Source organism: Halomonas sp. Cn5-12 (assembly GCF_021532545.1).
In the GTDB taxonomy this organism is placed as follows: domain Bacteria; phylum Pseudomonadota; class Gammaproteobacteria; order Pseudomonadales; family Halomonadaceae; genus Vreelandella; species Vreelandella aquamarina.
In genome coordinates this window covers 130450-154634 of sequence record NZ_JAKGAY010000001.1, presented here as the reverse complement: position 1 = coordinate 154634, position 24185 = coordinate 130450, and the positions used below count along the sequence as shown (strand labels likewise).

The window sequence follows — 24185 nt, the reverse complement described above, 5'->3', positions numbered from 1 at the left end:
ATGCCGACCTTGCCCCTTTGGCTAGAGCCAGTAGAGCGGCTGTTAGAGGCGGGCGGCGCTGTGCTAGTCGTGCTTGCGCTGGTGGCGGTGGTGGTGTTCGCCATGGCGATTGAGCGCTGGTGGTACTACCGTATCAGTTGGCGGCGCGCGCGCCATGAACTGGTTCGTCGCTGGGCAGCCCGAAGCGACCACCGCAGTTGGAGTGCGCGTACGCTACGTCATGTATGGAGTGCGGCCTTGGTAGCCAAGCTTCGCCGCCCACTGCCCTGGATCAAACTGCTGGTGGTGCTCTGTCCGCTATTGGGGCTGTTGGGCACCGTCACCGGTATGATCGCCGTTTTTGATAGCCTTTCGATGAGTGATACCCACCAAGCCAGGGCCATGGCCGATGGCGTTGCCCGGGCAACGCTGCCTACCTTAACGGGAATGGCCATTGCGGTAGTGGGTATGCTGTTTATTAGCCGTTTAGAGCACGTTATCCGTCGCGAAGACCAGCGTTTGCATGACCGCTTAGCGCGTGCCTTGGAGGAGAGTGATGCGTAGACGCCGTTCTATAGAGGCTGCCGACGACAGCAATGAGGTGAATTTAACGCCGATGCTGGATGTGGTGTTCATTATGCTGATCTTCTTTATCGTCACGACCAGCTTTATCAAGGAGAGCGGGGTGGAGATTGACCGCCCCGAAGCGTCGGCGGCCACACCCCGCCCCGATGCTCAGGTGCTGATTGCTGTCACGCCGGAAGGAGCGGTATGGGTAGATGGCCAGCCGGTAGATCTACATCGTGTTGGCCAGCAGGTGGCCGGAATGCTCAGCGGTGAAGGGTCGGTGGTTATTCAAGCCGATCGAGAGTCCACCACGGGTGTGCTGATTGAGGTGATGGATCGTCTCCAGCAGGCAGGGGTCGAGCAGGTCGCCGTGGCAGCGAGCCGGAGCGCGCCATGATGCGTCATGCGTTGTCGATGCTAGGCGGTATTGCCCTGGCCGTCGGACTCTTCTGGATGCTGGCGCTGCTGGTGGCACCACCTGAACAGCAAGTCGATGAGCCCATTATGACGATGTCCATGACCATGGTGGAAGCGCCGGAGGTGGCGCCCGAACAGGAGGCACCGCCTCCCGCGCCTGCGCAAGCAGCACCCGCGCCTCCGCCCATGCCGACTCCCGCGCCTGCACCAGTGGCCACCAGTACGATTGCGTTACCCGAGGTAGAGCTGCCTGACGCGCCGGTAGAGCCCGTCGAGTTGGAAAGCGAGCTGCCCGAGCTGACCGAGGCTCAGCCCAAACCCACACCGCGGCCACAGCCAGCTCCTGAACCTGCGCCGGAACCCTCGCCCGAGCCAGCAGAAACGGTAGCGCCACCCGCTGAGCCCGCCGCTGCCCAGCGCGACGCGGCACCGGCCGCAGAGCCTGCCCCCTCCAATGAACCGGTGAGCGTTGGGCAGGTGGCGCCGACGAATCGCGTTAACCCGTCGTATCCACCCCGTGCTCAGCGTCGTGGCATGGAAGGGTTTGTGGAGGTGGAGTTCGTCATTCGGCGTAACGGTAGTGTTGACGGTGGCTCTATTCGGGTGACCAATGCCCAGCCTCGTCGGGTCTTCGAAGACGCTGCCCGCGAAGCGATTGCGCGTTGGCAGTTCGAACCCAGCCAGCAGCTACGTCGCGCCACCCAGCGTATTGAGTTCCAGTTAAGGTAGCGGTGACATGTCTCGTAGAGAAAAATCGCCAAGCAGGCCAGTGAACGATATTAGCCGGGGGAAGGGGATGCAGCGTTGGGTCGCCATCATGTTACTGAGCGCTATGAGCGCTACTGCCGTGGCCAATGAGCCGCTGCCCGGTGACATTATTCAAGACCTGAACGGGTTGCAAAGCCAGTTAGCAAGCCAAGCAAGCGGTTCGGCAGATCCAGAGGTGTTAAGCCGTATTATTAGCCATGCGCGCTCTCAGTCTGAGCGGTTGGCTGGCGGTAACCGGGCCGACCAGTGGGCCAGTGCGCTTTATCACCAGTTAGCGGCAAGCGCCCTTGTGCGCCAGGGGGAAAACCTTGCGGCCGCCGATGAACTGGCCAGCGCTCGCCAACGCCCGAGCGTTCCCGATAGCCAGGTACGCCGCTGGCTGCGCGATGAGGCGTTGCTGCGCCGTGCAGCCGGAGAGCGTGATGAGGCCATTGCTCTGTTCGAACAGTGGTTGTCAGAGTCCTCGGGCAATGAGCGTTACGCAGAAACGGCGTGGCTGTTGGTGCGAATGCTGGCCGAAGAGGAGCGCTGGGAGGCTGCGTTAGAGTGGCTGGTGCCGCTGCTAGAGCAAGGGGATCTCAGCGCTGAACAACAAACGCTCACGAATGTTGTGCTACGTCACACAGGAGAGAATGAGCAGGCGCTAAGTTGGCTGTTGAAGGGCTTAAGCGCCGAGAGCGAAGCCGATGCATGGCGTCAGGCAGCCGGGCTTGCCCAGCAGGCAGGCCAGTTGGGCGTAGCAGCCGCCGTCTGGGAGGCGGCGTGGCAGTTAGGCAAGCTCTCGACCCCAGATGAGCGCCTTACTCTTATCCAGCTTCATCTAGCAGGCGGGACCCCCGCTCGTGCCGCGGAGCATTTAGAGGCAGCGCTTGAGACAGGCGAGCTTCCTAGCAACGAAGAGACGCTGCGCTTGCGAGCGACGGCCTGGCAGCAGGCGAAACATATTGATAATGCCTTGGGCGCTTGGCAAGCGCTCGCTGAAGTAACGCAATCAGCCGATGACTGGCGCCTGCTGGGTCAACTTGCTTATGGGTGGGGGAGAAATGAGCAAGCAGAGGCGGCGCTTACAACCGCTGCTAATCTTGGGGATACCCAAGCGGAAGAGTGGCTGGCCAATTTTCGTTGATAAGAAAAGCCCCTTCGCTAAACAAGGGGCAGGCTGTTTTCTTGTTACTGAATTTTCTTGCTAATTGCTTCACATACTACTGAGTAACAGGGAGCGTTAATGTAAAGTCGCTCCAGGTTGGGGCGTGGTCGGAGGGGCGCTCCATACCGCGTAGCGGGTAATCGATGCCTGCGCCTGTCACGCACTCGGCCAAAGGCTTTGAGACGAGAATGTAGTCGATACGCAGGCCGCGCTTTGGCTCTCGATCAAACCCTTTAGAACGGTAGTCAAACCAACTGAACCACTCGCTGTTATTAGGGTGGCACAGCCGGTAGCTGTCGCTAAGCCCCCACGCTTTAATGCCTTCAAGCCACTCACGCTCAATGGGCTGGAAGCTGGTTTTACCTTCGCGTAGCCAGCGTTTACGGTTGGCTTCGCCAATGCCTATATCCTGGTCTTCCGGTGAGATATTAAAATCACCCATGACCGCCAGCCGTTCTTCAGGAGCATGCCGGGTATTAAGCAGGTGTGCGAGCTGTTGATAAAAGCGTGCTTTGTGCGGAAACTTGGTGGGGTGATCAATACTCTCGCCTTGCGGAAAGTAGCCGTTCCACACAGTGACCGCTTCGCCATCGTCGGCGAGAAGCTTGACGCCAATCATGCGGCGCTGCGCATCCTCTTCATCATCAGGAAAGCCGTAAAACACCGCCTGCGGCTGTTGGCGGCACAGTAACGCAACGCCGTAATGCCCTTTCTGGCCATAATAGAAGACGTGATAGCCCATGGCTTCTACGTCAGCCACGGGGAATTCACTATCCTGCACTTTGGTTTCTTGTAGGCCAATGACATCAGGTTGTTGAGTGTCGATCAGCGCTTGAAGCTGATGTAGCCGTGCTCGAATGCCATTGATATTAAACGATACCAAACGCATTACGAAGGGTCTCCTGATGAGTTGTCGCCCCCTTTGTCAGGGTGAATCGCAATCGGCTGACCGCTTTGTTGGCGCGCTAGTTTACGCACGGCTTGTAGTTTGCGCTGCTGCTGCTTTTTAGCCACAAAGCGGCGTGATGAGGTCACCTGATCAGGGTTCTCATGGCGCCACTTTTTATAATCTTTGCGGCGACCAGTGCGGATAGTCACTTTATCCGCTAATGAACGAGTCTTTTTCTTACGCGTCATGTCGCGCTCCTTGGGTTAATGTATGCCTCATTCTAACAGGCAAGCGTGCTCCTTCGACAGCAGGGCGCGCTCTTATCGCCAACCCCTGGTACAATGCGCACTTCGTGATGCCTAACCTCCACAGCAATGGACAGATACACAGCCTATGAGCGAGTCGGAACAGACCACAGCATCGGCCCAGAACCGCAAGCCTAAACGTCGTCGTCGGAAACCGCGTCGTCGTCAGTCGAACTGGGATCTTCGTCAGTTTCAGGTGCCCGCCGTTGCCGGCAAGTGGCGCTTCCATGACTTTGATCTGCCGCTGCCTCTAATGCGCGCTATTCATGCCCAAGGGTTTGAGTACTGCACGCCCATTCAGGCGGAAGCACTGCGCCACACGCTGTTAGGTGGCGATATTGTCGGTAAAGCGCAAACGGGCACTGGGAAAACCGCCGCGTTTTTAATCTCTGTGATGGCTTACTTCCTTGAAGAGCCCACGCCGGATGGCCAAAAGCCGGGCGCACCCCGTGCGCTGATTATCGCGCCGACCCGTGAGCTGGCGCTGCAAATCGAGAAAGACGCCAAGGCGCTTGCGCGCTTTACTCAGCTTAATGTCACCAGTGTCGTCGGCGGCATGGATTATCAAAAACAGCGCGATAGCCTGAGCAAGAAGATCGATATCCTGGTCGCCACGCCTGGACGCCTGCTGGACTTCCATCAGAAGCGTGATATCGACCTCTCTGAAACCGAAGTGCTGGTGCTCGACGAAGCGGACCGTATGCTCTCCATGGGGTTCATCCCCGACGTGAAGCGCATTGTTCGCTACACGCCGAAAAAAGAGGAGCGCCAAACGTTCCTGTTCTCGGCCACTTTCACCGACGATATTCTCAATCTGGCGAGCCAATGGACGCTTGATCCGGCGCATGTCGAGATCGAAGTGACCGTCGAGAATCAGGCGGATATCGACCAGCGCGTCTATCTTGTCTCCGATGACGATAAGCAGCGGCTGCTGGTGAAGCTACTGGAGCAGGAGAGCTTTGAGCGCGTCATGGTCTTCGGTAACCGCCGTGATTTGGTGCGCAAGCTTGACGATCTGCTGAAAAAAGCGGGTGTCAGCGCGGCTATGCTGTCCGGCGATGTGCCTCAAAACCAGCGTATTAAAACGCTGGAAAGCTTCCGCGAGGGAGAGATTCAGGTGCTGGTCGCCACCGATGTCGCGGGTCGCGGTATCCATATTGAAGACGTCAGCCACGTTATCAACTACACGCTGCCAGAAGACCCTGAAGATTACGTCCACCGTATTGGCCGTACTGGCCGCGCGGGCGCCAAAGGGGTCTCCATCAGCTTTGTTGGTGAAGAAGACGCCTTCTCACTGCCAGAGATTGAGCGCTATATTAACGGTAAGCTGCCCTGCGAACATCCGCCGGAAGGCATGCTGTAACGGGCATGCTGGATAACGCGCTTAAAAACGATATTCAGCAGGCCTACCGTAACGTGGTGGAAAAGCTAGGGCTGACACCACGTTACGGGCAGCGCTTGATGATTGCTGAAATCGCCCGCACCCTAGGTGATATCGAGTGCGACAGCGAGGGAAAGCGCGTTAGCGATAGCCACGTTTGCGTGCTGGAAGCCGGTACCGGCACGGGCAAGACGCTGGCTTATCTCATTGCGGGGCTGCCTATAGCCAAGGCACAAGGCAAACGGCTCATTGTCTCCACGGCCACCGTTGCCCTTCAAGAGCAAGTGTTGAATCAAGACCTGCCGTCGCTGGCTAGCCATAGCGGTGTTGCCTTTCGCTATGCGCTAGCGAAAGGTCGCGGCCGTTACGTCTGCGTGGCGCGGCTGGATCAAGCGCTGGAGGGTAGTGAGCCCAACCCAACGCTTTCGCTGTTCGAGCAATCCCTTCAAGCTGATAGCAGCGACTTCAACGTCCTGGCCACCGATATGGCCGAAGCCTATGGCAAGGGCGACTGGGAGGGCGACCGCGATACCTGGCCGGTATCGATTGAAGATACACACTGGCGGCAGCTGACGGTGGATCATCGCCAGTGCACCGGCCGCCGTTGTGGCCATTTCGGTGCCTGCGCCTTTTTCCGCTCTCGTCGAGAGTTGGAAAATGCGGATGTTATCGTTGCTAACCACGACCTTGTGCTGGCGGATCTTGCCCTTGGGGGTGGTGCGATTCTGCCAGACCCTGCCGACTGCATCTTTATTTTTGATGAAGGTCACCACCTGCCGGATAAGGCGCTGTCCCATTTCGCCCACCGCTTTGCGGTGCACGGCTGTCTGCGCTGGCTAAAAACCCTGAAAAGTAGTTTGACGGATTTGAACCAGGGCCTGGCGGTACAGCCCACCATTGCTCGCTTACTGGCAGGGCTGCCTGAGCTGCTGCATAGCTTGGAGCCTGCGCTGGGTGACGTGTTTAGCATGGGGCATCAGCTGGCAGGGCGTGAAAATGGTCTGGCAGATGAAGAGGCGACCCATCAGCAGCGCTTTGAAAAAGGCCAAGTGCCCGAGGCGCTGCGCGAACAGGCGCAGCAGCTGCTAGTCATGTTTGCCACCCTGTCGAGAAGTCTAGAAAGCATTAGCGATATTCTGCGCGAAAGCCTGGACCCGGATAAACAGACCGGCCTGGACCGTGACCAGGCGGAAACGTGGCTGCCTCTAATAGCGTTGCTCCATGGTCGCGCCCTGGAGGCTCATGCGCTGTGGCAAGCGTTTAGTGAACAGGATGCCGCCAATGCGCCACCCAGCGCACGGTGGATAACGCTCAGTCGTGTGGCGGGCGAACCAGAGATTGAGTTCTCAGCAAGCCCGGTTTCTGCAGCGCACACGCTTGCCAAGCACCTATGGGGGCGCTGCCACGGGGCGGTTGTCACTTCGGCAACGCTCACGGCGCTTGGCCGTTTTGAGCGCCTGCAGGAGCGGGCTGGTTTAGCTAACCGCTACCGTTATCAGGCGCTTCCTAGCCCGTTTGATTACGCCAATGCGGTTCTGCGGGTGCCCGCAGAGGCAACGGACCCTAGTGACCGGGATGCCCATGAGAACGCCATTGTACGCTTTGTGTCGCAGCTAGGTGAGGAGGAGGCGGTACTGGTGCTGTTTTCTTCCCGTGCTCAGCTGCGTGCGGTGGAAAAGGCGCTGCCCGCTGCGACAAAAGAGCGCATTTTGGCGCAAGACGCGTTGCCTAAACGTGAACTCATTGAGCGCCACCGGGCCGCGGTGGATGGCGGTAAGGGTAGCGTGATTTTTGGCTTGGCGAGCTTTGCCGAGGGTATCGATTTGCCGGGGGATTATCTCACCCACGTGGTGATTACTCGGCTGCCGTTTGCGGTGCCGGATGACCCTGTTGGGGCAACGCTTGCCGAATGGATCGAGAGCCAGGGCGGTAACCCGTTTATGCGTATTAGCGTACCGGATGCTTCGATTAAACTGGTGCAGGCGTGTGGTCGTTTAATCCGTAAAGAGAGCGATCGGGGAGTCATTACGCTGCTGGATCGGCGAGTGATTACGCGCCGCTATGGCCAGGCGCTATTAGATGCGTTGCCGCCTTTCAGGCGCGATATACAGGCATAGGTGGTAGGGGGCGTTAGGTTCTGGCAATAAAAAACGCCCGCTAAGCAGCGCTCAGCGGGACGTTTTCGAGAGCGGTGGCTTGTTTACGCGATGCGTTTCGCCAGTACCGATGCTAGTTTCTCGTTCATACGGGTGAACGTTTCCACTGTGGTGTCCCAGTCGATGCAGGCATCGGTGATCGATACGCCGTACTGCAGCTGGCTTAAGTCTGCAGGCACTTTTTGATTGCCCCAGCCAATGTTGGATTCCACCATCAGGCCGATAATCGAGGTATTGCCTTCGAGAATCTGGTTGGTCACGTTTTCCAGTACCAGTGGCTGCAGCGCGGCATCTTTGTTCGAGTTTGCGTGTGAGCAGTCGATCATAATGTTGGCAGAGAGATTAGATTTTTTAAGCTCTTTCTCCGCCAGGGCAACACTCACGCTATCATAGTTGGGCTTACCATTGCCGCCGCGCAGGACCACGTGGCCATAGGCGTTGCCGCGGGTGCGGATAATCGCCACTTGGCCTGCCTGGTTGATACCCAGGAAGTTGTGCGGGTTAGCGACAGATTGCAGTGCGTTAATCGCCACATCCAGACTACCATCGGTGCCGTTTTTAAAGCCAACCGGGCAGGAGAGGCCGGAGGCCATTTCACGGTGAGTCTGTGACTCGGTGGTGCGGGCGCCAATGGCCGACCAGCTAATGCAGTCCTGCAGGTACTGCGGAGAGATGGGATCAAGCGCTTCAGTAGCTAGCGGCAGACCCATTTCGGCTAAATCGACCAGCAGTTTGCGGGCAATGTGCAGGCCTTCGTCAATTTCGAAAGAGTCGTTCAGGTGAGGGTCGTTAATTAACCCTTTCCAGCCCACGGTCGTCCGCGGCTTTTCGAAATAGACACGCATCACGATATAGAGGCTGTCGCTCACTTGATCAGCCAGAGTGCGCAGGCGGCGGGCATAATCAAGCGCTGCTTCAACGTCGTGAATAGAGCAGGGGCCAACGACCACCAGCAAACGCGGATCTTTGCCATCTAGAATGTTTTGGATGGTCTGACGGCCTTCGATAACCGAACGCTCGGCGCTTTCCGTTAAAGGGATAGCGTTTTTCAGTGCTTCTGGGGTGGTAAGAACATCCTGTGCAAGGACGTTAAGGTTACTAACCTGTTGATCTGACATCTTGCTACCTGTGCGTGCGCGATGGGCTAAAAGTGACCACTACTATGGCGCGTCACGGTGGTAAAAATCAATTGTTACGGAACTTTGCATTAAGGAAAAATGTCAGCCTCAGGGTTTTAATAGAGGGGGCAAGCGCTTGATGCGCTGCTAAGAACGCGTAACACTAGACGATATTGGTGTTTAGCAATTCAACGCGTGCAACATAACCAAGTGGGGCAGGTGGAGCTTTGCCTGTTGATTTCCTCCATGATGATTAACTTAAGCCCAAGGGACGCTATGCTGCTTGCTGTGAAGGCCCGGCTTACAGGGCGAAAAAGACACAAAGCTCGGCGTAAAACGTTCGAGCAGAAGGAGCGTGTGAATGGGCACTCGTGAAACAGACCAACAGCTGGTTGAACGTGCTCAGAAAGGCGATACACGCGCTTTTGATCTACTGGTGAAAAAATATCAGCATAAAATCATTGGCTTGATTGGACGCTACGTCCACGACCATGCAGAAGTGCAGGACGTGGCGCAGGAGGCTTTTATCAAGGCTTATCGTGCGCTGGGTAAATTTCGCGCAGAGAGCGCGTTTTACACCTGGATGTATCGCATTGCGATTAACACGGCGAAAAACCACTTGGTATCTCGTGGACGTCGGCCGCCAGGTAGCGATTTAGATATTGTCGACGCTGAAATTCTTGATCAGAGTGGCCGCTTGGCGGACTCAGAGTCGCCAGAAGCATCTATTGCTCGGGATCAACTTGAGACGGCGGTATATGAAGCGATTGAGAAACTGCCAGATGATTTACGCACCGCTATTACGCTGCGTGAGCTGGACGGCTTAGCCTACGAAGATATTGCCCAAGTGATGCAGTGTCCGGTGGGCACCGTTCGCTCACGAATTTTTCGCGCTCGGGAAGCGGTTGATGAGCATATTCGTCCGCTAGTCACTACGGCGCGTAACAGCCGCGATGACTAAGGCGCTGACTAATCAAAGTAGTGCTTTGGTCACAGTCATTTACGTTTTTGCTTTTTTTGTGAACTGTCTGGCAAGTGAGGCGTCATACAAGTTATCTAGCTTTAACGAGTTGAGCCGCCGACAGCTACCGTAATGCTATCTGTCTGCCAGTGATTAGCATTATGCAAACGGTAATTTGTAATAGGGTCTTGGCCTGCGAGGTTTTGCGGTTAAAGCACGCGCTAGCCGTGTTGCCGCTGAGCTTCTTCTAACACAGTGTGAGGGTGTGAAGTATGAGTCAAAGCACACGGGAATCACTTTCAGCATTAATGGACAGTGAGAGTGACGAGCTTGAATTGCGCCGGGTGTTGAAATCACTGCCCGATGATGCCGACGCGGCAGAAACGTGGCGCCGCTATCACTTAGCGCGCAGTATGATGCAGCGTGAGCGTGGGGTGGACGTTAGCGTAGACCTTTCTGCTGGCATTATGGCTCGCCTGAGTGAAGAACCAGCGCCTGTTATGGGTGGCGATAGCGCAGCCTCACCTATACGGGCAGGTGGAATATCGTTTGCTCGTGGTGCCGGTGTCGCTGCTGCGGTGTCGTTGATGGTCATTACGGGCGTTCAATTCTTTAATGGTAACGGCTCTACCGGTGGTGCTCAGCCCGCGAGTAATACAGTGGCTTCGCAGAATAGCGCTGGAGCTCAGGTGCAGCCGGTAAATTTGGCAGCATCACAACCTGCCGCTATGACGGCTTCCGACATGCCTATGTTTGAACCTACACCATTTCGCATTAATGGTCAGTCGGGCAACAGCGGTTTAATGAATATTAGCGAAGCTGGGTTTTCTGCCCCCGTTGCTCCGCAAGGCACGATGGCACAGCAAGCTACGACGATTGATGTTGATCAATTGCGCATGCTTCAGTCCTACCTAGAGCAACATGCGCAGGGTGCTGCAACGGGCGGTGGTGACAGCTGGATGCCGCTGATGCGCTCAGCAGTGACAGAACCACTGGGTCAGCGTTAAGCAAGGCGGATCGCCGGACAACGTGATCGCTGAGTAAGGGGCTGATAGATTGGTATGGTGACTGCCAGATGTGCTTTATGGGGAGGCAGGCTTGCATTAACGTTAAGCCTGTTGAGTGCCAGCCTGCATTCCTCGTTTGTTACTGCTGATACCCCTACAGCGCTCTCCTGTGCCGAGGTTGCTGAACAGCAAACACCAGCAACCACGCAAGCATGGCTTGAGTTAGCACTGGTTGCGGGCCACTGTTATGACTTTCAGGCCCGGGCAGTCGCTATCGATGCCTTGGGTGTACGTACGCTTGCACTTTCCCACCTCATTCGTGATGGTGTTCGCCAGCAGGCCGTACAACATCTTGATGGGCCATCGGTAAGTATTGAGCGACGCTCTATTGCTGGCTATATGGCGCGCTTTACGCCTGAAGTGAACAGTGGCTTAAAAGCCCCTGAAGCTTGGGCGCAACATGTGGCTTCCTATTACGATATTTCCCTTCAAGAAGATGCCCGGGTGGCAGGGCGCGATGCAGTGCAACTGCATTTTTCACCCCGGGATCAGCAGCGCTACTATCATGCATGGTGGGTTGATAAAGAGACCGGGCTGTTACTTAAGCATGTTATAAGTGACCGGCAAGAACGTGTGCTGGAAACCTTTCAAATTACCCAGCTTCACTCTCCTAAACTTTATGATGGCGGCGTCGCCGATGACGTGGGCGCCGAACAAGTCGATCACTCTTGGCACGCAGAGTGGTTGCCAGAGGGGTTTGTTGCTCAGCCGCAAGATCCAGGGCAGCCGGTCAGCAACCAGCGGGTATATAGCGATGGGTTGGCCGCAGTCAGCCTTTTCGTTAACCCTATTGAGCAGAGCGTGTTGAAAGAAGGCGTTCACCAGCTAGGTGTTTCAACAGCAGCAGTGGCGCTGGTGTCCGGGGGTGATCAACGCTGGCAACTGATAGCCATTGGGGAACTTCCTTCGGATATGCTGCAGCGTATTGTGCAATCTGTTCGTATTGAGCCATAGCCATGTCTACCCCTTATGCCGCCTGCGCATCGCTTTTAAGAACGGGTATCGTCGTTGGCTATACGGGTGATGGATTGACCGTTGATGTGTCGCTTAACGCTGCCTGCCAGCAGTGTGCTGAAGGGCGTGGTTGTGGTATGGGGCTGTTAGCGCGGCGCCAACAGCAGCATATCACTGTGTATCCTAAGGCGCGCGTCGCTAGCGGTGCGTCTGCTTACCCTCTTGGTAGCCAAGTTACCATTGCACTACCTAAACACGATATCAGCTATTTGGCGCTTCTGGTTTACGCGTTGCCACTATTGGCGGCGTTGTTAGTCTCTGGAGGCGCCTCGCTGCTAGGCACTAATGAATGGTTAAGCGCAGCGCTTTTCTTTAGCGCCTTGATATGCGGTGTTATTGTCCTTAAATATCTAATGCATGGGCGGATGGAACGCTTCCGGCCGCGCTTGGTCAGTTAGTTGTTCCGTAGCTCACTAAGAGTTGCACTCCCTTCGTTTCGTATCTGCTTTACTAGGAGCTGTTGCATGAAGCGCTTGGTTCTTCCCTCGACACTATGGCTATGCTTAGTCGCGATGTTTTTTATAGGCCAGAACGCCTATGCGCAAACGCTGCCCGATTTCACTGAGTTGGTAGAAGACGCTGCACCAGGCGTCGTCAATATTTCCACCAGTCGAACGGTGCAGCGCAGCCCAGCCCTCCAAGGGTTTGGCAATCAGGAAATTCCCGAAATTTTCCGCCACTTCTTTGGCGATAGCTTTCCAACACCTCCCGGTGGTGGAGGCGGTAGCCGTAGCCAAGAGCGACAGTCGCTTGGTTCTGGGTTCATCATCAGTGCCGATGGTTATGTGATGACCAACGCACACGTAGTGCAGGACGCCGATGAAATTCTGGTGCGTCTCAACGACCGCCGTGAACTACCCGCTGAATTGATTGGTAGTGATGCACAAACCGACGTGGCACTGCTGAAAATCGATGCCAACAACCTGCCAGTGCTCAATTTGGGCGATTCCGACGAGCTGAAAGTGGGGGCTTGGGTCGCGGCCATTGGTTCTCCCTTTGGCTTCGATCACTCGGTGACGGCAGGTATCGTCAGTGCAATCAACCGCACGCTACCTCGTGATGCTTATGTACCGTTCATCCAAACCGACGTGGCCATCAACCCGGGTAACTCCGGCGGCCCGCTGTTTAATCTGGAAGGCGAAGTCATCGGTATCAATTCGCAAATCTTTACCCGCAGCGGTGGCTTTATGGGCCTCTCGTTTGCCATCCCAATCAACGTGGCGATGGACGTGGCAGATCAGCTCCGTGAAGATGGCCGTGTAAATCGTGGGTGGTTGGGCGTGATGATCCAGCCGGTGTCGCAGGATCTAGCCGAGTCTTTCGGTATGAGCGAAGCGGTTGGTGCTCTGGTTGCCGATTTAGATCCCGAAGGCCCTGCGGCTCAGGGTGGCTTGCAAGCCGGTGACGTCATCATCGAAGTCAACGGTGAAGAAGTGGATCGCTCCAGCACCTTGCCGCGGCTGATCGGTCGCGTTGCACCCGGTAACGATGTCGAATTGACGCTGATGCGAGATGGCGAGCAGGTGTCGGAAACCGTTGAGCTGGGTAGCTGGCCAGATATGGCGTCATCTGCCTCAGCATCGGGCAGCGATAACCAAGTGCGGTTAGGCGTCGCCGTTGCCGAAGTCGATCAAGCAACGCGTGAGCGTTTGGGGATCAGTGGCGGCGTCGAAGTACGCCAGGTCGAACCGGATAGCGTTGCGGCGCAGGCAGGGCTGCGTGCTGGCGACATTTTGGTGAGTATTGACCACCGCAGTGTCTCTTCGGCGGACGAGCTGATGCAAATCGTCGAAGCGCTACCGAACGACCGAGCGATTCCCGTGCGTCTCTATCGCGACGGCCGCTCGCTGTTCGTTGCACTTCGCCTCGAATGACCTTTTCACGTTTGACCAAAAGTCCGGCGCATTGCCGGACTTTTTTGCCTGTGGCTTTTGTTGACCTATTATCACATGAACTTTGGCAAGTCGGCCGGGGGCATTTTGCTCGGGTACGGCTCAGTGAGGAGACTCATAGGGAGCGTGGCGTCCGCGATGGCGCTTGATCATTTGGGTGGCAAGGCCATATCGCGGGCCAGCCAGAAAGGCCAATAGCAGACAGGCGCCAGTCATGACGGCCATCATGCCACCGATGGACACGTTGAGGTGAACCGCTAAGTAAAAGCCCGAGATGCTAGAGAAAATGGAGACCAGAGCTCCGATCATGAACATCATCCATAGCCGATCCGTCAGCAGATAAGCTACCGATGCCGGAACGATGGCAAAGGCAATAAATAGGACGGCGCCTACTGCATCAAATGCTGCCACGGCAGTTGCACTGGTCAGCATCAGCAGGGCGTAAAAGAGTACCGACGGCATGAAGCCAAACGCCTTGGCTAGGGCTGGGTCGAAAGTGGAAAGCTTTAGTTCTTTGTAAAATACAAAAATAAAGCCATAGTTCAGTGTGGTCATAATGCTCATCGTCACCAATGCCTGCGGGACATTCCATCCGCCAATGCTGACGGTGTCCAGCCACACAAAGCCGATTTCACCCAATAAAATGGTGTGTGTGTCGATATGGACGTCGTGGGCATAGATATTGAGCAGCAGCACTCCAATCGAGAAGAGCGCCGGGAATACCAGTCCGATGGCCGCGTCCTGTTTCACCCGCTTGGTACTGGCCAGCGCTTCGGTCAGTACCACGGTCAGTAAACCCGTTATAGCGGCGCCAAAGAGCTGCAGCGAGCCGCTCTGCTGTTGAGTGAGCATCCATACGATGACGATACCGAAGACGATGGAGTGGCTGATGGCATCTGATAGCATGCTGTTTCCGCGTAGGACCAAGAAGGTGCCCACTGCGGAGGATGCGATGCCCACCATGGCTCCCACCAGCATGATCTGAATATCCGAATTGTTGAGCAAATTCTCTATCATTATTGGGTTGCCTCGAACATGGCGGCTATCTGTTGGGCTTCTGCGTAACCTTGCGCCGTCAGTTGCCAGTGTGAGTCGTATCCGGCGGGTGGGTTGCGTTGCTTGAGCAGATAACCATCGCGTTGCATTCGTAATAAGGCGAAGCGCGTGCTGAGCGCGCCCCCATAGCGCGGTAACGTGGCGGGATACTTGTACAATGCGTAAAGAAGCTGCTGTTTGCGAAGCGTATGCTTCTCTCGGTAATGTCGCGTAATGCTCCACAGCAAGCCGCGTCCTGGCGCCAAGGCCAGTGAGATCAACACAATGACGGTAGCCGTCAGCACGATGAGCGGACCGGTTGCCAGCCCCCGTGAAAACGTGCTGATGGTGGCACCCGATACACCGCTAATCACGCCGACACCCGCCGCCAGCATTAGCATGCTCCCTAGGTCGCGGCTCCACTGTCGAGCGGCAGCGGCAGGGGCGACAATCATGGCCGCCATTAACACTACGCCCACCATTTGCAGGCCCACGACGACTGCCAGCGTCACCATGATGGTTAGCACAGCCTCGACCATGGCTGCAGGCATTCCCAGGGTGCGCGCATACTCGGCATCGAAGGTCACTAGTTTTGCCTGTTTCCAGAAGGCCGCAAGCAGTAGCAGAGTCATCAGGGTAATACTGGCCATTACCCATAAATCGGAGCGCAGCGTAGCAGCAGCTTGACCAAACAGGAAGGCTTCCAAACCGCCTTGTGAGGCGTTGCCGCTGCCTTGAATGAAGGTAAGCAGCACAATCCCAATGGCGAAGAAGATGCTGAGGCAAATGCCGAGGGCGGCATCGGTTTTTAGGCGGCTCATGCGCGTCAGTGCCAGCATGAAGAGCGCTGCCAATGTGCCGGTGATCAAGGCCCCTGTCATGATGCCGCCGATGTTGCGGCTTCCCGTAATGATGAAACTTAGGCAGACCCCCGGAAGCGCGGCATGGGAGATTGCATCTCCTAATAGGCTTTGACGGCGTAGAACGGCAAAGCAGCCTAAAGGTCCGCTAATCAGCCCAATTAGAGAAGCCCCGATGACGACATTTTGGAAAGTGTAGTCAAAGAGAATATCGAACCATGTCATCGGCTAGGTTACCTTCGACGCTTGAAACATAAGGGCATCACTATCGCTGAGCATGGCAATTTGGCCACCGTAGGCTTCACGTAGATGTTCTATGTTGAAAACCTTGTCGACCTCTCCGCTGGCAATCACTCGAGCATTGAGCATCAAGAGCCAATCGAAGTAGTGGCGCACCGTCTGCAGATCGTGATGGACGACGATGACGGTTTTACCGTTATCGCGTAGGCGTCTGAGGATGTCAACGATAGCGCGCTCAGTGGTGGCATCGACACCGGCCATTGGCTCATCTAGAAAGTAAACGTCGGCCTGTTGGACCAAAGCGCGTGCAAGAAACACGCGCTGCTGTTGGCCGCCTGAGAGCTGGCTGATTTGGCGATCGGTAAAGGCCTCCATGCCCACCATTTCCAGCGCTTCCAACGCCTCTCGGCGCTCTTTGCTCCCCGGCCGCTTGAACCATCCCAAGCGGCCATAAAGCCCCATGATGACCACGTCCAGGGCTGTGGTGGGAAAATCCCAGTCAACGCTGGAGCGCTGTGGCACGTAGCCAACACGCTTGCGCTGAGCGGCGTAGGGGTGACCATGGATCTGAACGTCGCCCGAAAGACTGGGCACTAACCCAAGAAGGCTCTTGATCAGAGTGCTCTTGCCAGCGCCGTTGGGTCCCACGATGCCTGCCATGACCCCTGTGGGGATGTCCAGGTGGATATCCCAGAGAACGGGCTGGTTATGGTAGCTGACCGTTAAATTTCGAATACTGAGCGCTGCATCTGAACGGCTGTGTATATACATCAGAAGAATACCTCGTCGGTGAGCTTACGGCGAAACGTCCCAAGTGGCCGCCCAGTCTGCAAGCTCTTCGGGTAGTGGTGCCATGGAGCCGCCCAGTGCTCCCACGATATGCTGAGTGTTGCTATAAATCATGCCGATATAAGTACCGTTGACGGTACCCGCATTGCCCATGGCGTCAGAGAACAGTTCGCCGCCAATCGCGACGCGATGCCCCTGCTGTTCCGCGGCATCGATCACCGCCTGTACCGTGCGAGGGTTGATAGTACTTTCGATGAAAACGGCCGGTACCCCACGCTCAACGACGACGCTGGTCATGGCGCGTATATCGGCAATGCCCGTTTCGCTCTCGGTGCTGATTCCCTGTACGCCTTCTACTTCTATATCATAGGCGCGCCCGAAATAGCTGAATGCGTCGTGGGCGGTCACCAGAATACGTTGCTCTTCGGGAATGCTAGCAATACTCTCTTTCACCCAATCATGAAGTGCCAGTAGCTGCGCCTGATAGCGTTCGGTGTTGCGCTCGAAGGTGTCCGCACACGTTGGACGTGCCTCGCTGAAGGTGTCGCGCAGGGTGGGCAAAGTGTGCGCCCAGAGGGAGACATCCATCCATAGGTGCGGGTCGATGCCGTACACGTCTTGGGTGGTAATGAGGTCGTCAGGAGTGATTGATGCAGGTGCCACCGCAAGTGTTGGAATCCGTTCGGATAGATTCTCTAGCACGTTGCCCAGCTGGCCCTCGAGTGAGTATCCAGAGTAGAGAATATATTGAGCATTGCGCAACATGGCAACATCGCTGGCGCTGGCTTGATAAAGGTGGGGATCAACGCCGGGGCCCATCATAGTGTTCACTGCCACGCATTCGCCGCCGACCTCTTCAGCAACATCGGCGATCATACCGATGGTGGCCACGACGTTCAAAGGCGCGTCTTGGGGCGAGGCAAATACCGAAAACGGAAACGTGGTTAATAGGGCAAGCGCGTACTTAGTGTGCATGATCTAACTCCTCGTGAGGAAACTGTCCATGGGTGCGACGTATCGATGATTTTGCGGTTTTGCCGAGTGCAAAAAGTATAGCATTGGCTAAGTTTCTTGCTCGTATAGTTAAATGTCAAGAAACATGAGGTGCAGTGGATTACTTTTGTTATTGCTTTGCTTGCGGTTAAGTAACGAGCCATGGAGCTGCGTTTAACACAGAAGGTGTCACTGGATGATATCCGTCGTGCCTATTGGCATGTCTAAGGTTTTCCTGACATAGCACCGAGACTCGGCTAGCGGTACAATGTCCTCAAATTTCCCCTGCGCTTACCACGTCAATCACGCTTTTTATCCTTGGTAACGTACACATCCCGGATTACGTCGGCAAATGACTCAAGAAAAATCTCGCAATATCAAAAGCATAAGAAACTTCTCCATTATCGCGCATATTGATCACGGTAAATCCACGCTGTCAGATCGCCTCATACAGACATGCGGTGGGTTGACCGAGCGTGAGTTAAAGGAGCAAGTCCTTGATTCCATGGATATCGAGCGTGAACGGGGCATCACCATCAAAGCTCAGTCCGTCACGCTGGACTACACCGCTGCCGATGGCCAGGTGTACCAGCTCAACTTCATCGATACCCCTGGGCACGTCGACTTCTCCTACGAAGTGTCGCGTTCGCTCTATGCCTGCGAAGGGGCCCTGTTGGTCGTCGACGCGGCGCAGGGGGTGGAAGCGCAGTCGGTAGCTAACTGCTACACCGCCATCGAGCAGGGGCTGGAAGTACTACCCGTACTCAACAAGATCGATCTGCCGCAGGCCGACCCGGATCGCGTCGCCCAAGAGGTAGAGGAAATCATTGGCCTGGACGCCACTGACGCGTGCCAAGTGTCTGCAAAAAGCGGTATTGGCATCAACGAGCTGCTCGAACGGCTGGTGCGAGACATTCCGCCGCCTAAAGGTGATCCCGAAGCGCCCCTGCAAGCGCTGATCATCGACTCTTGGTTCGATAACTATCTGGGCGTCGTCTCGCTGGTGCGCTTATTCGACGGCACGCTGCGCAAAGGCGATAAGATCCGTATCAAGTCGACCGGACGCGACTGGAACGCCACCGAGGTAGGCATCTTCACACCGCTGCGCAAAGAGACCAACATTCTGCGCGCCGGTGAGGTCGGCTTCATCGTGGCCGGTATCAAAGAGATTCACGGCGCTCCGGTGGGGGATACCATTACCCATACCAAGACACCAGACGTACCACGTTTGCCGGGCTTTCAAAAAGTGAAGCCGCAGGTCTACGCCGGTATGTTCCCGGTCAGCGCGGACGATTACGAAGATTTCCGCGATGCCCTGGAAAAGCTGGCCCTCAATGATGCCTCCCTCGAGTACGAGCCGGAGAACTCCGATGCGCTGGGCTTTGGTTTCCGCGTCGGCTTCCTCGGCACGCTGCACATGGAGATCATCCAAGAGCGCCTGGAGCGTGAGTACGATCTGGATCTGCTGACCACCGCGCCAACGGTTGTCTATGAGCTCGCCATGAAGAACGGCGACATCCAGTACGTCTCCAACCCCTCCAAGCTGCCTGATATGGCCGATGTAGAGCAGATGCGCGAGCCCATCGTGCGTGCCAGCATTCTGGTGCCTCAGGAGTTTGTAGGTAACGTCATCGCCGAGTGCGAGCAGCGTCGTGGCACCCAGTTGGACATGCAGTTTTTAGGTAACCAGATTCAGCTGACCTATGAGCTGCCCATGTCGGAAGTGGTCATGGACTTCTTTGACCGTTTAAAATCCATCTCTCGCGGTTATGCCTCGCTAGAGTACAACTTCGAGCGCTTTGAAGCGGCGAAACTGGTGCGTCTAGATGTATTGATTAACGGCGATAAAGTCGACGCCCTGGCGGTCATTATCCACCGCGACCATGCTCACTCCCGCGGCCGTTTGCTGGTGGAAAAGATGAAAGAGCTGATTCCGCGTCAGATGTTTGACGTAGCGATTCAGGCAGCGATTGGTGGTCAGGTGGTTGCTCGTTCTACGGTGAAGGCTCTACGTAAAAACGTCACGGCTAAGTGTTACGGCGGCGACGTCAGCCGTAAGAAAAAGCTGCTAGAGAAACAGAAAGCCGGTAAGAAACGGATGAAACAGGTGGGGCGTGTTGAAATTCCCCAAGATGCCTTCCTTGCTGTGCTCAAGGTAAACGACTAGGGATACGAACCCCACATGGATTTTTCACTATTACTGGTACTCGCCGTTGCACTCTCTGGAGCCATTTATCTGCTGGATGTGCTGGTGCTTCGGCCAAAGCGCCGTGAGCGTGTGGCCAAAGCTGAAACGGCCACCATGGAAGGCCTGGATGCGCCAACTCGGGAAAAGCTCCTAAAAGAACCGTGGCCAGTCGATTACGCACGTTCGTTTTTTCCGGTGCTACTCGTCGTGTTGGTGGTGCGTAGCTTTATCGTAGAGCCGTTTCAGATTCCCTCTGGTTCCATGAAGCCTACCCTGGAAATCGGTGACTTTATTCTAGTGAATAAATTTGCCTATGGGCTTCGGCTGCCTGTTGTCCATAACCGCTTTTTGGAGGTAGACGACCCTGAGCGGGGCGATGTGATGGTGTTCCGCTTCCCCGAAGAACCATCGGTGAACTTTATTAAGCGCGTGGTGGGCCTGCCCGGCGACCGTATTCGCTATGAAGGCAAGCAGCTCTATATCAACGGCGAGCCGGTTACCAAAGTACTGATTGAAGAGGGCCCGGAGCTCTCTCCCCAACAGCTACTGCTGGAAGAGCAGTTAGGCGAAGTCAGCCACTTTATTTATAACAACCCCCGTGACCCAGGCCCGCAAATGAGCGAAGTCGTCGTGCCTGAAGGCCACTACTTCACCATGGGGGATAACCGCGACCATTCCAATGACAGCCGCTACTGGGGCTTTGTGCCCGAAGATAACATTGTGGGCCGCGCGTTTGCTGTTTGGATGCACTGGGATGGCGGCCTGCCCAGCTTCACCAGCGTACGGCGTATTGAATGAAGCAGCATAATTTACAAACCGTTAGTGTGGTTATCTTAGTTAACGTCAATGACGTAGGAGCACTGTGAGTAATTCCTTAACCGCTTTTTGCCGACGAATCGGCCATACCTTTGGCGACCCAACGCTTTTGGAACTGGCCATGACCCATCGCAGCTACGGTGGTCGTAACAATGAGCGCCTGGAATTTCTAGGTGACTCTATCGTCAATTTCGTGATTGCCGAAGCGTTGTTTCAGCGCTTTCCCCAGGCGCGGGAAGGGCAGCTTTCCCGCCTGCGTGCCCGCTTGGTAAAAGGCCAAACCCTCGCCGAACTGGCGCGGGAAATGGCGTTCGGTGAGTGTTTACGTTTAGGCTCCGGTGAGATGAAGAGTGGCGGCCACCGCCGTGAGTCAATTCTCGCAGACGCCGTGGAAGCCGTGATAGGCGCGATTTACCTGGATGCCGGTATGGATGCGGTACGCGAGCGCGTGCTGGCGTGGTATGCCGAGCGTCTAGAAAATATTTCGCTGCAAGATACCCAAAAAGACCCCAAAACACGCTTACAAGAGTTTTTGCAGTCGCGCCAAGCGGCGCTGCCGCGCTATGAAGTGGTCTCTGTAAAGGGAGAGGCGCATGCCCAGACCTTTACCGTGGAGTGCTACATCGAGCTACTAAGCGAGCATACCACTGGTAAAGGCCCCAGCCGCCGCCACGCTGAACAGCAGGCTGCGGAAGAAGCACTGTCCTATCTCGAACACCCCCCTGGAGACAAATCATGAGCCAAACCTGCGGATTCGTGGCCATCGTTGGCCGTCCCAACGTAGGCAAATCAACCCTCATGAACCGGATTCTGGGGCAGAAAATTTCGATTACCTCGCGGCGGCCACAAACCACCCGCCACCAAGTGATGGGCATTAAAACCGTTGAAGAGACGCAGTTTATCTACGTCGACACGCCGGGCATGCACATCATGTCCAAAGATCGCAACAAGGCCATCAACCGCTTCATGAACCAGGCGGCGACCCAGGCGCTTCGCGATGTGGACTGCGTGGTGTTCATCATCGACCGCACTCGCTGGACTGACGAAGACCAGGCCGTGTTAAAGCGTTTAGAGCATGTGAAAGCGCCGGTAATTCTAGCGGTCAATAAGGTCGATCGTCTCCAGGATAAAGCCGACCTGCTGCCTTGGCTGGCCGAGGTAGGCGCACGCCGTGAGTTTGCTGCCGTTGTGCCCATCTCCGCCAAGCACGGCACTCAGGTAGAGACCTTGGAAGAGGAAGTCGCCAAGCACTTGCCGGAGAGCATCCACTTCTTCCCAGAAGATCAAATCACCGACAAGAGCCTGCGCTTTATGGCGGCCGAACTGGTGCGTGAGAAAGTCATGCGCCAGCTAGGTGACGAACTGCCTTACCAGATGACGGTCGAGATCGAAGAGTTCCGCGAGACCGAGCGCGTCACGCACATCAGCGCGCTAATTTTGGTGGAGCGCCAAGGACAGAAAGTGATTTTGATCGGCGAGAACGGCGACCGGATCAAGAGTATTGGCCGTGAAGCGCGCCTGGATATGGAGCGTGCGCTGGGTACTAAGGTCATGCTGAATCTCTGGGTGAAGGTGAAGCGCGGCTGGTCGGATGACGAGCGGGCACTGAAGAGCCTGGGTTACGATCTCGATTGAGCACCGCCATGACCGCCGAGCCTGCGTTTCTGCTGCACCGCCGGGCATATCGTGAAACCAGCGCGCTGGTCGACTTATTAACGCTCAACCATGGCCGCATCCGGGCGGTTGCCCACGGCGGCCAGCGGCCCGGTTCTAAATCTCGCCAGCGGTTGCAGCCGTTCACCCCGCTATTTGTGTCATGGCGGGGAGAGCGAGAGTTAAAACGGTTAACGTTGATGGAATCGCGAGGTCACACCGCGCTGCTAGCAGGCGAAGGCCTGCTGTGTGGTCTCTACGCCAATGAAATTGCTACTCGCTTACTCCCGCTTGAACTGGCCGCCACCGATGTCTTTGCTTTTTATAGTGCTTTGCTAGATGCGCTGCCGGTACCTGCGGAGCGGGGCTTGGCGCTTAGACGCTATGAGTGGGCGCTATTGGAGGTGCTTGAGGCCACGCCGCGTTTTTGTACCCTTGAAGGCGGAGCGCTGGACCCGCACCAACGCTATCGCTTTGATGCTGACAGCCGTGCTTTTGTGGCAGCGGAACAGGGTATTGAAGGTCGCACCTTACGCTACATAGAGCAAGGCGACTGGCAGCCTACGGGCTTAGCGAGCGCTCTGAAAGCGGTCATGCGGGCAGCGTTGGCCCCCCATCTTGGCCCAACGGCATTACGTTCTCGCGAGCTGATGCTAGATTTAGCCCGCCGCCGTCATCGTTAGTGAACCACCGTTACTATTGATCGCGATAACGACCTATCGCTGCTTATTGATTGGAGACCCGCTATGCATCCCCCACGGATATTACTCGGCGTTAACATCGACCATATTGCCACGCTGCGTCAGGCCCGTGGCACTCGTTACCCTGATCCGGTTCAGGCAGCGCTGTTGGCGGAAGAAGCTGGAGCCGATGGGATTACCGTCCACCTACGCGAAGACCGCCGCCATATTCAGCCTCGTGACGTGCGCCTGCTGGCGGAGGTGCTCAATACGCGCATGAATCTTGAAATGGCGGTCACCGAAGAGATGCTGGCGCTGGCAGAAGAAGTGCGCCCGGCCCATGTGTGCTTGGTGCCCGAGAAGCGCGAAGAGCTGACCACCGAGGGCGGGTTGGATATCGTCGGCGGTTTTGATCATATCGCCAGTGCTTGCCAGCGTCTCGCTGCGATTGGCTGCGATGTATCGCTGTTTATCGACCCGGATGAAGCACAAATTGATGCGGCCAAGCGCGCAGGCGCACCTACCATCGAGTTACACACCGGAGCCTATGCAGAGGCAAAACCGGGGAGTGCCGAGGCCAACGCCGAGTATGACCGCCTCAGCGCGGCGGCGGTACACGCCGTATCTCTGGGCTTGGTGGTCAATGCTGGTCACGGGTTGCACTACCACAATGTGGAAGCCATTGCGGCGCTACCCGGTGTTAATGAACTGAACATTGGCCACGCGATCATTGCCCGTGCGCTGTTTGTCGGCTTGAAAGAAGCCGTGCAAGAGATGAAACGACTAATCATTGCCGGGCAAGAAGCGGGCTTAATGGCTGCGCTTGATGCCCACGAGCACGAACATGACCACGATCACGGCGACAGCCACCACTGCTGCGGCCATTAACATGATTGTGGGAATTGGCTCGGACATTGCCCGAGTTGAGCGTTTTCGCCAGGCCGTGACGCGTCACGGCCCGCGCTTTGCTCAGCGTATCTTAGGGCCCGACGAACAGGCGGTGTGGCAGGAGAAGGGACAAGCAGTCGCCTATCTTGCCAAGCGCTTTGCGGCGAAAGAGGCTTTTGTGAAAGCCCTGGGCCTTGGGCTTCGCCAGGGGATGCAGTGGGGCGATATTCAGGTAATCAATGATGCCCTGGGGAAGCCCAGCCTTAAACTGAGCGGTGAAGCGCAGCGGCGGTTCACCGCCAGCGGGGCGACCGCCGCGCATATTACGCTGAGTGATGAAGCCGACTACGCCGTCGCCTTTGTGGTGTTAGAGAACTAACCA

The 24185-nt window shown here is 56.2% G+C and carries 25 protein-coding genes; 18 read left to right on the top strand and 7 right to left on the bottom strand.

Features of this window, described 5'->3' with window-relative positions; genetic code table 11:
- The 4 genes from L1249_RS00725 to L1249_RS00710 all read left to right on the top strand — a co-directional run bounded on the left by L1249_RS00725 (nt 1) and on the right by L1249_RS00710 (nt 2857).
- Nucleotides 1–543 (top strand): MotA/TolQ/ExbB proton channel family protein, encoded by a 543-nt coding sequence (locus tag L1249_RS00725; protein WP_044628391.1) that lies wholly within the window; start codon nt 1–3, stop codon nt 541–543.
- Entirely contained in the window at nt 536–943 is a 408-nt protein-coding gene (locus L1249_RS00720) for an ExbD/TolR family protein (RefSeq protein WP_044628390.1), read from the top strand. Before L1249_RS00725 ends, L1249_RS00720 begins: the two co-directional genes overlap by 8 nt.
- The gene (locus L1249_RS00715) at nt 940–1692 is read left to right on the top strand and encodes an energy transducer TonB (RefSeq protein ID WP_058577663.1); all 753 of its coding nucleotides are present in this window, start codon (nt 940–942) and stop codon (nt 1690–1692) included. The genes L1249_RS00720 and L1249_RS00715 overlap by 4 nt, the downstream gene beginning before the upstream one ends.
- Before the next feature lie 67 nt (nt 1693–1759).
- The gene (locus tag L1249_RS00710) at nt 1760–2857 is read left to right on the top strand and encodes a hypothetical protein (protein ID WP_228168430.1); all 1098 of its coding nucleotides are present in this window, start codon (nt 1760–1762) and stop codon (nt 2855–2857) included.
- A gap of 76 nt (nt 2858–2933) precedes the next feature.
- Here the strand turns inward: L1249_RS00710 and xthA are convergent, their stop codons facing one another.
- The gene (xthA, locus tag L1249_RS00705) at nt 2934–3767 is read right to left on the bottom strand and encodes an exodeoxyribonuclease III (protein WP_044628387.1); all 834 of its coding nucleotides are present in this window, start codon (nt 3765–3767) and stop codon (nt 2934–2936) included.
- Complete coding sequence (locus tag L1249_RS00700) at nt 3767–4015, bottom strand: hypothetical protein (protein WP_074210491.1); 249 nt, start codon at nt 4013–4015, stop codon at nt 3767–3769. The genes xthA and L1249_RS00700 overlap by 1 nt, the downstream gene beginning before the upstream one ends.
- 145 nt (nt 4016–4160) lie before the next feature.
- Here L1249_RS00700 and rhlB point away from each other — a divergent pair, with 145 nt between their 5' ends.
- Both rhlB and dinG read left to right on the top strand, forming a co-directional pair.
- A complete protein-coding gene (rhlB, locus tag L1249_RS00695) occupies nt 4161–5435 on the top strand; it encodes an ATP-dependent RNA helicase RhlB (protein ID WP_228168408.1) in 1275 nt (424 codons plus the stop codon).
- Between the two features lie 5 nt (nt 5436–5440).
- The gene (dinG, locus tag L1249_RS00690) at nt 5441–7570 is read left to right on the top strand and encodes an ATP-dependent DNA helicase DinG (protein WP_235252984.1); all 2130 of its coding nucleotides are present in this window, start codon (nt 5441–5443) and stop codon (nt 7568–7570) included.
- Nucleotides 7571–7653: 83 nt separating this feature from the next.
- Here dinG and L1249_RS00685 read toward each other — a convergent pair whose 3' ends face one another.
- Nucleotides 7654–8727: a 3-deoxy-7-phosphoheptulonate synthase gene (locus L1249_RS00685; RefSeq protein WP_044628383.1), complete on the bottom strand. Its 1074-nt coding sequence runs from the start codon at nt 8725–8727 to the stop codon at nt 7654–7656.
- A gap of 361 nt (nt 8728–9088) precedes the next feature.
- On the opposite strand from L1249_RS00685, the gene rpoE reads away from it, so the two are divergent.
- From rpoE to L1249_RS00660, 5 genes are all read left to right on the top strand, one after another.
- Nucleotides 9089–9688 (top strand): RNA polymerase sigma factor RpoE, encoded by a 600-nt coding sequence (rpoE, locus tag L1249_RS00680; RefSeq protein ID WP_235252983.1) that lies wholly within the window; start codon nt 9089–9091, stop codon nt 9686–9688.
- A gap of 272 nt (nt 9689–9960) precedes the next feature.
- Nucleotides 9961–10695, top strand: a complete 735-nt coding sequence (locus tag L1249_RS00675; protein ID WP_235252982.1) for a sigma-E factor negative regulatory protein — start codon at nt 9961–9963, stop codon at nt 10693–10695.
- Nucleotides 10696–10749: 54 nt separating this feature from the next.
- Complete coding sequence (locus tag L1249_RS00670) at nt 10750–11709, top strand: MucB/RseB C-terminal domain-containing protein (RefSeq protein WP_235252981.1); 960 nt, start codon at nt 10750–10752, stop codon at nt 11707–11709.
- Between the two features lie 2 nt (nt 11710–11711).
- Nucleotides 11712–12167 carry a SoxR reducing system RseC family protein gene (locus L1249_RS00665; RefSeq protein ID WP_137094119.1) on the top strand — a complete coding sequence of 152 codons (456 nt, stop codon included), beginning with the start codon at nt 11712–11714 and terminating at the stop codon, nt 12165–12167.
- 66 nt (nt 12168–12233) lie between these two features.
- Entirely contained in the window at nt 12234–13643 is a 1410-nt protein-coding gene (locus L1249_RS00660; protein WP_235252980.1) for a DegQ family serine endoprotease, read from the top strand.
- Nucleotides 13644–13763: 120 nt separating this feature from the next.
- Here the strand turns inward: L1249_RS00660 and L1249_RS00655 are convergent, their stop codons facing one another.
- The 4 genes from L1249_RS00655 to L1249_RS00640 are packed head-to-tail and all read right to left on the bottom strand — an operon-like array spanning nt 13764 to nt 17560.
- Complete coding sequence (locus tag L1249_RS00655) at nt 13764–14678, bottom strand: metal ABC transporter permease (protein ID WP_235252979.1); 915 nt, start codon at nt 14676–14678, stop codon at nt 13764–13766.
- The gene (locus L1249_RS00650) at nt 14678–15781 is read right to left on the bottom strand and encodes a metal ABC transporter permease (RefSeq protein ID WP_235252978.1); all 1104 of its coding nucleotides are present in this window, start codon (nt 15779–15781) and stop codon (nt 14678–14680) included. The genes L1249_RS00655 and L1249_RS00650 overlap by 1 nt, the downstream gene beginning before the upstream one ends.
- A gap of 3 nt (nt 15782–15784) precedes the next feature.
- Nucleotides 15785–16567, bottom strand: coding sequence for a metal ABC transporter ATP-binding protein (locus tag L1249_RS00645; RefSeq protein WP_235252977.1), 783 nt, complete (start codon nt 16565–16567; stop codon nt 15785–15787).
- A gap of 24 nt (nt 16568–16591) precedes the next feature.
- Nucleotides 16592–17560, bottom strand: a complete 969-nt coding sequence (locus L1249_RS00640; RefSeq protein WP_235252976.1) for a metal ABC transporter solute-binding protein, Zn/Mn family — start codon at nt 17558–17560, stop codon at nt 16592–16594.
- Between the two features lie 370 nt (nt 17561–17930).
- Between L1249_RS00640 and lepA the strand changes: the two genes are divergently transcribed.
- The 7 genes from lepA to acpS all read left to right on the top strand — a co-directional run bounded on the left by lepA (nt 17931) and on the right by acpS (nt 24182).
- Entirely contained in the window at nt 17931–19745 is a 1815-nt protein-coding gene (gene lepA / locus L1249_RS00635; RefSeq protein WP_235252975.1) for a translation elongation factor 4, read from the top strand.
- 15 nt (nt 19746–19760) lie between these two features.
- Complete coding sequence (gene lepB, locus L1249_RS00630) at nt 19761–20564, top strand: signal peptidase I (protein ID WP_058578049.1); 804 nt, start codon at nt 19761–19763, stop codon at nt 20562–20564.
- 64 nt (nt 20565–20628) lie between these two features.
- A complete protein-coding gene (rnc, locus tag L1249_RS00625) occupies nt 20629–21321 on the top strand; it encodes a ribonuclease III (RefSeq protein WP_172416256.1) in 693 nt (230 codons plus the stop codon).
- Nucleotides 21318–22217 (top strand): GTPase Era, encoded by a 900-nt coding sequence (era, locus tag L1249_RS00620; protein ID WP_137094125.1) that lies wholly within the window; start codon nt 21318–21320, stop codon nt 22215–22217. The genes rnc and era overlap by 4 nt, the downstream gene beginning before the upstream one ends.
- An 8-nt stretch (nt 22218–22225) precedes the next feature.
- Entirely contained in the window at nt 22226–22918 is a 693-nt protein-coding gene (gene recO / locus L1249_RS00615; RefSeq protein WP_074210493.1) for a DNA repair protein RecO, read from the top strand.
- Nucleotides 22919–22981: 63 nt separating this feature from the next.
- Nucleotides 22982–23803, top strand: coding sequence for a pyridoxine 5'-phosphate synthase (gene pdxJ, locus L1249_RS00610; RefSeq protein WP_044628372.1), 822 nt, complete (start codon nt 22982–22984; stop codon nt 23801–23803).
- Nucleotide 23804: 1 nt separating this feature from the next.
- Nucleotides 23805–24182 carry a holo-ACP synthase gene (gene acpS / locus L1249_RS00605; protein WP_062375143.1) on the top strand — a complete coding sequence of 126 codons (378 nt, stop codon included), beginning with the start codon at nt 23805–23807 and terminating at the stop codon, nt 24180–24182.
- Nucleotides 24183–24185: the final 3 nt, after the last annotated feature.